This is a genomic window from Enhygromyxa salina (assembly GCF_002994615.1).
GTDB classification, from domain to species: Bacteria; Myxococcota_A; Polyangia; order Nannocystales; family Nannocystaceae; genus Plesiocystis; species Plesiocystis salina_A.
This window is the reverse complement of the sequence record NZ_PVNK01000242.1, coordinates 47,130-57,523: the sequence shown is the minus strand read 5'-3', so window position 1 is coordinate 57,523 and position 10,394 is coordinate 47,130. Positions and strand designations below refer to the sequence as shown.

The following is a 10,394-nucleotide window of genomic DNA, read 5'->3' as shown; positions in this document are numbered from 1 at the left end:
GCACACGCCTCTGACGTGCGTCTCCTCGGCTGCCTCGATCCCCGCGACGACTAGCAGCCCGGGGTGCAATGCCTCGCGCCGCCTCGCTTGGCCTTTTCGCCGAGGGCTTTGTCGCGAAAACTTGCAGTACGCCCGGTACAGCGGCGTTTTGGCTTCGCGCTCTCGGCGAAGATTCCGGCGCGAGGCGACACGATGCATTGCACCCCGGGCTGCTAGGGCCTGCGTCGTGCCCTCGAGCGCATCGCCGAGCGCGAGGTCGCCGCGACGGCGGTCGTCTCGCCTTGGAGTCGGGGCCCACCGCGGCGAGTTCAGGCGACCGCCCGCGGACCCAACGCATGGGGCTGGAAAGGGGCGGTTTTCTCCTGGTCAGGTCGGGTCCGCAGACTCGCCTCGCAGTCGAGCGATCCACTCGTTTAGACGAGCTTTGAGGGCGTTGTCGCGGGCCTTCTTCAACTTACTGGACTTCTTGTTCAGACTGTTGGCGGCCCGTCGGCGCTCCTTGTCGTCGAGCTTGTCCAGGCGTTCAGGCCATTGATCGAGCATGAGCTCGAGGGTTTCCCGGACGACAACGCCCTTTTTCCCCTTTAGAGCCGCTTCGAACTCGACCAGCAGTTGAGATGGACCGGCGCGTATTGGCTGCGGGTCCTCGTTTGGACTGGCCTTTGTCGCAACGCTCGCCGACGCGGCGTGCTCGTCGACGGCGAGCAGACGCCCGTAGCCCAGCGATGTCTTGCCACCGACGCCCCAATCTTCGAGGGCTTCGAGCAGCAGTTGCATGGCGAGTTCGGTCCAGTCAGCAGGGCCACTGAGAGCGAGCAGGAAACGCGCCCCCGGCTTGACGTTCAAAAATCCGACCGGATTGGGGTCGTCGTAGTCATTGGGCGCTGATGCTCCGCAGCTGTCGTAGTAGCTCTTTTGGTGCACGGTCAAGACGTCGCGTGCGAAAGGGTGGTCCTTCTCTCCCGCACGAGGGACATAGAGAGCGTCGTGGAAGATGACGGACCCCGCGCAGGCACCCGAAGTCTCGTCTGCATCCTCCGCATCAGGGGCCCCGAAGAGAACTCGGTAAAGATCACCCGGGCCTCGCGTGATCCGATTCTTGTTCCAGGTCACCCCCCGCCAGCGTTCGCGCTCAGGGTCCTCGTCACCCGATTGAGCGCCGTATAGCGTTGTGACTCGATGAGCCAGCAGACCCTTGAGGGCTGAACCCGGGATCACGGGGGCTCCCCAGGTATGATGCACGGTCAAACCCACCTCGCTCCCGCTCGGGTTGCCGTGGCCAACGAATAATCGACTCGCCGCTTCGCAGGTTTGACGACGGGTGCTCGGCCCATCCAAGGTCGCCCGCCACCGTCGAAAGAAGTCGCTGTACTCGGGGCTAATCTGCGTGCGCTCGAGTTGCTCGAGCCACTTGTTCTTCATCTCTGGGTTGCGGACGTCGTCGCTCGCGAACATCAGCAGGTGGTCATGGGCCAGGCCAAAATTCCAGCACTGCTCGGGCCGGGCATCATCGAAGGCGTGGGACAAGCTAGCTCGCATGGTCATCGTCCGTAAAGATGGCTTGCGCGGCGCGTTTGAACCATGTTGCGAGGCGCAGCAGCTCGCGGGTCGCCAGCATGTAGCTCGCCAGGTCGTCAAGTTCACGTGCACGTGCGGGCAGCTGCTTCGCGTCGGTGCCGAGGCCCACGATGTTCGCTTCGGCGAGATGGGTGAGGAGCAGCGGGGGCTTGTCCGCGTTTGGTCGTGGTTCCAGGCGACTCAGGGCGGTTGCCAGCCCCATCCGACGCAGGTTGGTGCCGAGATCCTGCACCGCGATATGATAGTCAGCCCGCTGGTCGGGTTCGACCGCGGCGACCTTGGTGTACGCGAGGCAAGCCCATTCTTGGTCACGTAGGATACTCATCGCTGGCCACCTGCCCCGGCCCGTACAGGCACGATCCGGCACCGGCCCCGACCGATCGTGGCGTTCCCACCAAGTTGAGCTGTCCGCTCACTCTCGAGCACGAAGTCGAGCACCTGCGTGGGTTTCATGGTTACATCTGTCCGTCGGCTTGGATCCGCGGCCATCAACCCCAACAAGAGGCTCTCAGGTGGCAAGCTCTCTTCCAGCCATAGCGCGCCTTGGGCCACGGTCCGAGTCTCGTCATCGAGGCGAACTCGCGCGTCGACTTGGGTCGCGGTCTCGAGCAAAAAATTCATGGTCTCGTCATCGACGATCACGAACCGAGGGCTGAAGATGTCGAGCTCTGGCGAGGTGAGCTCGGCCAGTCGCCGGGCCCAGCTGTCGACGCGCGGATCGTGGTCGGCAAAAAGGTCGAGATCCTCGAGGTAGACCTTGCCCCGGTGAACACAGCAGGAGCGGCTCGTTGTGAGTGCTCGCGGCCCCGCGACCTCTGGCAGCTGTAGGTCCCAGTCGAGGTCGCGCAGGGCAAGGCGCAGCAGCAGCGGCGAACTGACCCAGGCGAAGGTGCCCAACATGCTGCGCACAGGCATGGCCAAGAGGACGGCGTCACCAACAACGAGGGCGCCCGCGTGAACACTGGCGTTGTCCTTCTCGGGTCCGAAGACGGCGAGGCGCTGCTCATCCTTGTCTTTGCCGCGACTCAGATCACGCAGCACGCCCTTGATCGTGGAGCCGGGGATGATGGGGATGCCCGTCGCTCGCATGCGGGCGATGGGGAGGTCGATGAGGTCCGCGGATCGGCCCGTGCCGGCGTGGATCGGTGAGAGCGCGTGAACGATGAATGCGCGAGATTGCATGGTCAGCTCCGTTGTGAGAGGGATGGGGTCCAGGTGCCGGGGACGACGACGCCGAAGCCCTCGTCACGCCGCTGGCCGATCGCCGCCAGCCACAGGGCGCGGGCGTGATCGGACGAGAAGAGCTCACCGTCGAGGCGCGTGAAGGCGTAGACGGAGCCGGGGGAGACCGCGCGAGTGCAAGCCTTGGGTTTGCGCTCGGCCATATCCCAGCCGCTGATCGCTCGGGGTCGGTCCACGAACGCGGCGCGCAGCACGACATCGACCTCGAGCCCTCGCAGTCGACCCCGGTACTCGTCGCCGTGGGCTGTCAAGCCGTCGGGCAGCCACCCGGCGGTGAAGGCTGCGGGGGTGACGAGGAACAAGCGCAAGCCCGGGACGCCGGGTTTGAAAGCCTCGAGTAGCGCCTTGGGCATGTCAAAGACCGAGGCGCCGGGCTCGACGGCGGCCAAGCGTCGGTCGGAGCCAACGGTGGCGATGTCGACGTGGTCCAGGTCATTCGCTGAAACGCGGACGCCGATCCCCCATTGTTCGCTGCGGCTGAAGGTCTCGACGATGTCGTGGGAGTAGAGGTTCCGGTCGAGAGCGCTGCCCGTGTCTTCGTCGATGGCGACATGGGTCTGAATACGCCGGGGCAGCTCGAGACCATCGGTTGACGCGCCCTCGTGCGCGCCACAGAGCCAGGCCACAAATGCCTGCTCGCGCCACCACTTTGCGGCCTGAACCGACTTCTCTCGGGTGCTGGGCGCCGTCCACAGTCGCTCGCGCGCGGGGTCGTTGTTGATGCCCATGGTCGTGACGAGCGGCGGGCGAGCCTCGAGGCGTTGGATGATGCCGCCTTCGACGACTCGCGAGTCCGTTGGCGCTGGCCAGACCCGGTGCTTCGATGACCAGGCGTCGCCCCAGCTTCGGCGCAGCGGCAACGAGGGGCCCAGGGATAGATCGGCCGTGCGCCTCGGCCACTCATGTCCGACGAAGGGGGCGCCTTTGTGCTCTTCGCGAGCCCGGCCCCAGGTCGATCGAAGAGCGCCGAGAAGGGTCGAGGGGTAGGGCCACTCGAGCGCGTGGCCGCGGCCCATCGAGCTGGTGAACCATCCGCGACCGTCCTTGCAGAACAGACCATCGCGAGGCGTGAGTACGAAGTCTCCGTGTTTCATGTCGCCTCCGGTCGTGAGCGGGGCAGGGGATCGGCCCGATGAAGTTCGCGGGCGATCAGCAGGCGATCGATCCAGCGGAGCACCGCCTCTCGCTTGCCGAAGTAGTCGTTGACAGGCAGCGACAGCCCGACCTCCGTAAAGCTGAGGGCCTCGCCTTCGTTGCGAGCGAGGGAGCGCGCGACCTCGAGCTCGAGCACGCTGGAGAGTGCGTCGCGCTGTTTTTGTTTGGGGGGCTTGGGCCCGGGCTTGGGCAGTCGGCGGACCGTTGTCGCGATCTCGTGGATCTTGGTAGTCGACAAACTGGGGATGAGCGCGATGTCCTCGGCGAGGCGACCGCAGGGATCGGCGGGCCAGCGCAGCCGCCATGAGCGTCGGCCGCCCGAGCGCTTGTCGACGATGATCGCAAGCGCGTTGCGCTGCTGGTGCTTGGGTAGGGCCGAGCCCTTGGCGAGCTTCTCGGCGTCGCGTCCGAGCTCGAGTAGCTCGCCCATGCTCTGCATGAAGTGACCGACACCGATCCCGACGGAGAGCGAGGGGGCGGGGTGATCGTCGTCGACCAGGTTGAGTGCCCGGCATGTGGGGCCGACGATCTCGACAAAGCGGCGGCGCAGTGCATCGGCGCAAGCGAGGGCCGTGGACACGGGGACGAAGGCGAGCACGTCGTCACCGCCGGCGTAGACCAAAGAGCCGCTGTGCTCGCTCACGATGGTCCGTGCCGTCTTGGCGAAGGTGGAGAGCCCGCCAGAAAAGCGCCGAAAGCCCTCGGGATCGGACAGACGGTTGATCGCCTCACCCATGCGATCACCGTCGGCGATCAGACAGGCCACGTAGGGCCCATGCTGTGGCGCTCGCGCCGTTCGACGCAAGCCGAGGACGGCGGCCTTGGTTGCCTCCCATTGGGTCTGTCGCTTGGGCTCGTCATAGCCTTGTTCGCGTTCGAGCGCGGGCCAGCGATCTGGGAGCAGGATGCTGGCTTCGAAGCGGAAGTCGTCAGCCAAGGTCGGTGAGTCGATTCGCTGCACGCCGAGGTCTCGACACGCTGATCGGCAGGCCTCGACCGCGGCCTCGTGGTGCCGGGTCGCCCACGCCAGCCACGGTGCGAGCGCGACGTTGACGAGGGGAATGAAGTGCTCAGGCTCCGCGCCAGCTCGCTTGATCAGACCGATGGCGTCGAGCTCCTCGCTCTCGCCGAGGCCAAACTTCCGCTGCAAGAACGCGCGCTGGCGTGGACGCTTGCGTGCGTCGGGTAGCACGGTCTCTCGGGCGCCGTCGAGGCTCGACTTGCGCACAGACCCACGCTGCTGCGTCCAGGGGCGAAAGTCCCGCAGGCGCTTACGGGCCGAGACCGCGTCGTCGAGCTCGGCCCGGACCTCGCCGAAGGCTCGGTCGCCGATGGCGAGCCACCCGGCCACGAACTCGAGCGCGTCGTCGACTTGCTCGTGCCAGACAGCTTCGCTCTCGACCGGGAGCTGCTCGCCGAGCTTGGCCCACACTTTCGCGGCCTGCTCGCGCATGCATTGCTTGAGAGCGTCGCGCGCCAGTTCGGAGATCCGCCGAGGAGATTCGTGGGTTGGAACCAGCGCCCAGATCTTGTTGGCCACCGCGTCCGGAGGCGCACCAGTGGTCGGCCGGATGGGCGTCCAGCACTCGACGAGACCGAGGTCTCCCGGGTCGAGCGCGGGCACCAGTAGACGCGCGCCCGATCCGCTCAGGGATCGCGCGACCGCTCGGCTGAGCTCGGAGATCAGGTGGCTCCCATGCCACAGATCCCGCGTGCGCCGGGCCTGGGCGATGAAGTCTTGGACCGGGCCAATTGCCACGAGGAGTAGGTGCTCGGTCATCGTTGCCTTCGCCTCTTGGGTCGGTTTTTCCTGGGCTTGCTGGACTGTTGCTCGCGGCCATGCTGATCGAGCCAGGCGAAGAAGGCATCCTGAAGGCTGGCCTTCCCCTCGAGGGCGCCGAAGAACACCTTGTCGTCAGGGGCCAAGAACTGCGTGAAGGAGACCTCCGTGCCAGCGACGACTGCGCCGTTGCTGCGCTGGAGGATGACCTTGCCATCGGGGGGCGCGCGATTGAGCCACAACGCGATCGGGCTGAATTGCTCTTCATCGCCGTTGGCAAGGAGCGCGAGCGGCTTGAGGATCAGGGGGCTGGCGAGCCGGTCGCGTGGCGTATCGCCTTGTTGCCAGCCGATGCGGAAGTCCTCGGGCTCGGTTCGTGGGGGCTGCTCTGCCTCCCAGGGCTTCTTGTTGCGGCTCTTGGCCTGGAACTGCCCGATGATCGGGAGCCCGAAGCCCGCTCGGGGCCACGCGGGGGCTTTGTTGTGCCGTGGCGGGTGCGCCCATGGCAAAGCGGCGTCGCTGAAATGGCGAACCTTGTCGGCCTCGGGCCAATTGGAGATCGATGGTCGTTTGTCGGCGCCGGGGCGCCGGGCACCACAATGTGACTCGCTGCCCTGACGAAACTCGAGCAACCAACCCACGGCCTTGGACCAAGCGCCGTAAGCTCTCATTACTTGAAAAGAACTGAACAGGCGCGCGCCTCCAAGCAGGGGCGTCACGCCCGCAGGTGCGTCGGGTTGGGCGAACACATCGCGACCGAACAGTTCGTTGATCGCAGTGGGGCTTGGGAATTTTGGCAGCCACGGAGTGCCATCACCGACGACCGTCAAACTCCCCAGCCCTCGTCGGGTCCGGCCCCCGTAGCCTCCGAACAGCACCCAGGCGCGAAGGGAGTCGCGGATCGCTCGTTCGTGCTCGAGGGGAAAACGCATGTGGAGTTCAAAGCAAGTGCCTTGCAGGCGAATTTGGGGAGGGGGTGTCCCATCTTGCTGATCGCGCGCAGGAAAAAGTGCGTACCCTTCGGGGCCGCTGGAGGGGGGGCTTGCCAGTTCAGAGGCTCGGCGGACGTTGACACGGAGCTCGACCGGAGATCGGCCGATGTCCGCGACACCCTTGACCGCTGGGCCGCCCCAAAGGCGTGATTCGGCGACATAAAGTTCCTGGCTGCTCGCGTGATTCTGAGCGTGAAGCGCCCGCCACCAGAAGCGAAGCTGTCCGCGAATACTCGCCGCGCGGACGGTGTCGACCGAGTCGACCCTACGCGGGATTGGAGAGCCGCCAAAGACCGGGGTTGAGATCTTCAACTCGATCTTCAGCTCGGCCTGACCGCGAGCCCGCCTTTGGGGCAACTGAGCACGAGGGGGCGCCGGTATTTTTCCAACTGTCATCGTCGTTCATCTCCTGGCTCAGCCTCGAAGCGCCCAAGCCCATAGTGAGCCCCGTACCCCAACACAACAGGCCCACGCACCGGCGCCGAAAAGCGCAACACCCAGCCGCCCGCTGCCCGCCTGGGCGACCGCGGATCCTTGACCCGACGCTGACGAAACCCCCGCCACTCCCCGTCTTCCCGCTCCAGGGCCGAGATCCCCACCGGGGCCAGACCCAAGACCTCGCTAGCGAGGCGCAGGACCTGCTCCTGCGCGGTGTCGATCACACGCCCCCCTCGCACCTTGGTGAAGCGGGGCGGAACAAAGCTGGTCGCGCTGCGCCAGATCCGGGCCGGACCCAGGACCCCGCGCGGGACCGTGGGCGCGATCACCTCAGGTGCCCCAACCCCAAGCAGCTCGAGCCGCAGCCGCTCGCGCCCTCGCAGCTGCACCCATCCTCCTCGGTCAGCGAGTCGCTCGACGACGGCGAGGGTCGAGTCTTCGAGCCCCTTGTCTGCCCACAGCAGGACCCGGTCGATCCGCGCCCCTCCAGCGCTGCTGAAGGGCAGGACATAGAGGTGCTCATGACCTCGCCGAGGCCGCCCGTGCTCGTCCTTGCCACAAATCTGCCACGGAACCCTCGAGTCGCTCGCGCGCATCAACGCCACGCGGACTCGCTCCGCGATCGGCAGCGCAAGCTCGAGGCTCGGAGTCCAGCTCCCGAACACGCCCAGAACGACGCCTTGGCCCCGTTCGTCGACGGCGGCAAGCTCGGGCAATGGGAAGGCGTCAGGCATGGCATCCTGGGAGTGATCGCAGGCAGCAATTCGATCGATCACTTGCTGCAAAAACTCGGTACATAGCGGTCCTGCCCGTGGATCTTGTGATGAAGGTTGAGCCGGCCGAGCTGCGCTCCTTGCTGCCCGAGCAAAAACATGAACGCACCCGGCGCGGCGAAGAACAAGTCGACCTCATTGAAGTCATCCTCGATCCGGCGCCGTGACAGCTCCTGGGCCAGGGTCAACGCGAGCGCGTTGGCGTGGTCGGGGTCTCGGATCGCGTGTTGATGCGTACCTCCGAGGGGACGAAAGTCGACCCAGTGAACAGGCTCACCGATCGCGTCGAGGTGGGCCCCGACTAGGGCCTGGGTGTCGGCGGCAACCGAGATCGACACGGCCATCTTGCGCGCGCCGATGGACGGGTGTTCGGTGACCTGCCACGGTGAGCTGTCGGGCATGGGCAGGGCGTGGTTTGGCTTCCACAGCGCTCGAACTGGCCGACTTTGAAGGGGATAGACCTTCGCGTGCGGGCCGAGCAAGCGCCCGGCCAGCAGCGCGATCGCCATCGGGCAGTCGAGGTTGATCTGACAGGCTTGGCGGTTGAGCTGCGCGCGGAGCTCGTCACCCTCGAGGAACTCGGTCACCTGCGCCACGGCGGCCGCCCAGTCGGGCTCGCCGTCCTGCGGGAAGTGAGCCTCGAGATCACAAAAGAAGTGGCAGCGGGTATGACTGTCCTTCTTGAAGCGCGGGTACGAGCGGATGCCGATGACACCAAAGCACTCGGGCCAGAACTCTGGCTGGAAGTTGGCGTGGGGCGCCTTTCGCTCCGCTCGTTTCTTGCCCTGGTCGAGGGCGAAGTCCAGCGGACGGCCCGCGGCGACGGAGCGGTAGAACGCGTCGCTGAATTCGAGCGCGGCGTCGTCGCCGATCGGGCCCCGCATCGCGACCAACGCAGGACCGAGCGGCTCGGTGATCCAACTCGCAGAGTTGCAGGTGTTGAGAACGACGCACTTCAACGACCTGTGGTCACGCAGCAAGTCGACGACCATGCTCGCGGGCACGTCTTCGCCCCACAGATCGCCCGCGTCTTCGAGGGTGACCGCGTCCGTTGCGCCGTGCGCGACCAAGTGCACGAAGTCGAAGTCGCGCTTGATGAGCTCATTTTGAAGATCATCGATCGTCGCGCAAAGCACCGGCTGGAGGTCGATGCCCGGTATCCCATCGAGCATCGAGCGGACACGTTTGAGCTCTGCTTCAGAGCTGATGTCCCGGTCGGGGTTGGCGGAGACGAAGAGGACGCGAAGCGATTCGGGTGGGCTCGGCATGCCCACGCTGTGTTGCCAGCGCCCCGAACGATCGAGGCGCGATCAAAAAAAATCACTCATCGCTGGTGTCGGTGGGCCGCTTGAGCAGGGCCCGCAACTCGATGAGCCACGCCTCGAGGTCCTCGAAGCGGTATTCGTTGGTGTGCGGCTTTCCGGCGGCCTCCGAGAAGCGCGCGATTAGCCGCTTGCGCGCCGCGCCCAGCCGGCTGCGGATGGTTGGCTCACCCACGCCGAACACGAGCGCGAGTTCGCGCCCCGTGAGCCGCTGCCAGTAATGAAGCTCGAGCAGATCCTGGTCTTCGAGCGAGAGCATGCCGAGCGCGTCGAGGAGCAGCCGGTGGTCCTCGCGCGCAGCGAGCCGCGACGAGAAGCTGCCCTTGGAGATCACGCTCAGCGAGTCGGTCCAGGGGTCGATCTCGCGCAGGCGGTAACGATGGTGCAGGAACTCGAAGAACACGAGCCGGGCGATCCCGAACAAGTACGCGCGGAACGACCCGTTGGCGTAGTTGGCCTGTTTGGCCTGCAGGCGCATGAAGGTCTCCTGGATGAGATCTTCATGCTCACCCGCCGCCCGAGCGACGAAGTACAGGCGCACCCGTGAAAAGTAGTGATTAACCAGTTTGTTGCCCGCGCGCCGATCGCCTCCACGCCAGGCGGTGAACAGCTCGTGGTCGATCTCGTCACGGGTGCGCCGGGGGTCTCGGCGATCGGGCTCAGGTGCGGTCGCGCTCATCACAGAGCTTGTCTACCATCTTTGGTCACGGTCGGATATACCGACTCAGGGTAGCGCGTCGTCGGGGAGCGAGCCCTCCGGCTTGGTCTTGATGTCGATGACCTTCTCCTTGGTCTCCGCGGCGGTCCCGGTGATCGTGACGCCCTGAAAGTCGGTCATGTACACGCTGAAGTCGTAGTAGGCGTGGTCCGTGCCGCGGCTCCAGTTGATCGTGCCGGTCGGGTCCTCGTGCTCGGCGCTGATCTGCCAGGTGGTGCTGCCGTCGACGAAGTCCATGAGCTTGATGCGGATGCTCGTGCCCCGATCTTCGGCTTGGAGGGCATCACCGTTGTCGGTCAGGTTGTGTGTGGAGTGACGAAATTGAAGGTTGTCGCTGCCGTCGAGGTATCCGGTGAGCTCGACCGTCGTCTCATCTTCAACGAGGAGGTATTGCAT

The 10,394-nt window shown here is 65.7% G+C and carries 10 protein-coding genes; all 10 read right to left on the bottom strand.

Annotation, left to right across the window (positions count from 1 at the left end; translation table 11 throughout):
* Positions 1-366 precede the first annotated feature (366 nt).
* From cmr6 to ENSA5_RS27895, 10 genes are read right to left on the bottom strand one after another with little or no spacing between them, the layout of a single operon-like run.
* A complete protein-coding gene (gene cmr6, locus ENSA5_RS27940; protein ID WP_181198220.1) occupies positions 367-1,527 on the bottom strand; it encodes a type III-B CRISPR module RAMP protein Cmr6 in 1,161 nt (386 codons plus the stop codon).
* Between the two features lies 1 nt (position 1,528).
* Complete coding sequence (locus ENSA5_RS27935; RefSeq protein ID WP_106394766.1) at positions 1,529-1,903, bottom strand: type III-B CRISPR module-associated protein Cmr5; 375 nt, start codon at positions 1,901-1,903, stop codon at positions 1,529-1,531.
* Positions 1,900-2,760: a type III-B CRISPR module RAMP protein Cmr4 gene (gene cmr4 / locus ENSA5_RS27930; RefSeq protein WP_106394765.1), complete on the bottom strand. Its 861-nt coding sequence runs from the start codon at positions 2,758-2,760 to the stop codon at positions 1,900-1,902. The genes ENSA5_RS27935 and cmr4 overlap by 4 nt, the downstream gene beginning before the upstream one ends.
* Before the next feature lie 2 nt (positions 2,761-2,762).
* Positions 2,763-3,914, bottom strand: coding sequence for a type III-B CRISPR module-associated Cmr3 family protein (locus ENSA5_RS27925; RefSeq protein ID WP_181198219.1), 1,152 nt, complete (start codon positions 3,912-3,914; stop codon positions 2,763-2,765).
* Positions 3,911-5,755 carry a type III-B CRISPR-associated protein Cas10/Cmr2 gene (cas10, locus tag ENSA5_RS27920; protein ID WP_106394764.1) on the bottom strand — a complete coding sequence of 615 codons (1,845 nt, stop codon included), beginning with the start codon at positions 5,753-5,755 and terminating at the stop codon, positions 3,911-3,913. The genes ENSA5_RS27925 and cas10 overlap by 4 nt, the downstream gene beginning before the upstream one ends.
* On the bottom strand, positions 5,752-7,143 hold the full coding sequence (locus ENSA5_RS27915) for an RAMP superfamily CRISPR-associated protein (RefSeq protein ID WP_106394763.1): 1,392 nt from the start codon (positions 7,141-7,143) through the stop codon (positions 5,752-5,754). Before ENSA5_RS27915 ends, cas10 begins: the two co-directional genes overlap by 4 nt.
* On the bottom strand, positions 7,140-7,919 hold the full coding sequence (gene csb2 / locus ENSA5_RS27910) for a type I-G CRISPR-associated protein Csb2 (protein ID WP_106394762.1): 780 nt from the start codon (positions 7,917-7,919) through the stop codon (positions 7,140-7,142). The genes ENSA5_RS27915 and csb2 overlap by 4 nt, the downstream gene beginning before the upstream one ends.
* A gap of 38 nt (positions 7,920-7,957) precedes the next feature.
* Positions 7,958-9,226, bottom strand: coding sequence for an SAVED domain-containing protein (locus ENSA5_RS27905; RefSeq protein ID WP_106394761.1), 1,269 nt, complete (start codon positions 9,224-9,226; stop codon positions 7,958-7,960).
* 52 nt (positions 9,227-9,278) lie between these two features.
* A complete protein-coding gene (locus ENSA5_RS27900) occupies positions 9,279-9,959 on the bottom strand; it encodes an RNA polymerase sigma factor (protein ID WP_106394760.1) in 681 nt (226 codons plus the stop codon).
* 45 nt (positions 9,960-10,004) lie between these two features.
* Complete coding sequence (locus ENSA5_RS27895; protein ID WP_106394759.1) at positions 10,005-10,394, bottom strand: hypothetical protein; 390 nt, start codon at positions 10,392-10,394, stop codon at positions 10,005-10,007.

Coding starts and splice junctions, on each gene's coding strand:
- ENSA5_RS27935 (WP_106394766.1), bottom strand. CDS start 1,903: ATGAGTATCCTACGTGACCAAGAATGGGCTTGCCTCGCGTACACCAAG.
- cmr4 (WP_106394765.1), bottom strand. CDS start 2,760: ATGCAATCTCGCGCATTCATCGTTCACGCGCTCTCACCGATCCACGCC.
- ENSA5_RS27925 (WP_181198219.1), bottom strand. CDS start 3,914: ATGAAACACGGAGACTTCGTACTCACGCCTCGCGATGGTCTGTTCTGC.
- cas10 (WP_106394764.1), bottom strand. CDS start 5,755: ATGACCGAGCACCTACTCCTCGTGGCAATTGGCCCGGTCCAAGACTTC.
- ENSA5_RS27915 (WP_106394763.1), bottom strand. CDS start 7,143: ATGACAGTTGGAAAAATACCGGCGCCCCCTCGTGCTCAGTTGCCCCAA.
- csb2 (WP_106394762.1), bottom strand. CDS start 7,919: ATGCCTGACGCCTTCCCATTGCCCGAGCTTGCCGCCGTCGACGAACGG.
- ENSA5_RS27905 (WP_106394761.1), bottom strand. CDS start 9,226: ATGCCGAGCCCACCCGAATCGCTTCGCGTCCTCTTCGTCTCCGCCAAC.
- ENSA5_RS27900 (WP_106394760.1), bottom strand. CDS start 9,959: ATGAGCGCGACCGCACCTGAGCCCGATCGCCGAGACCCCCGGCGCACC.
- ENSA5_RS27895 (WP_106394759.1), bottom strand. CDS start 10,394: ATGCAATACCTCCTCGTTGAAGATGAGACGACGGTCGAGCTCACCGGA.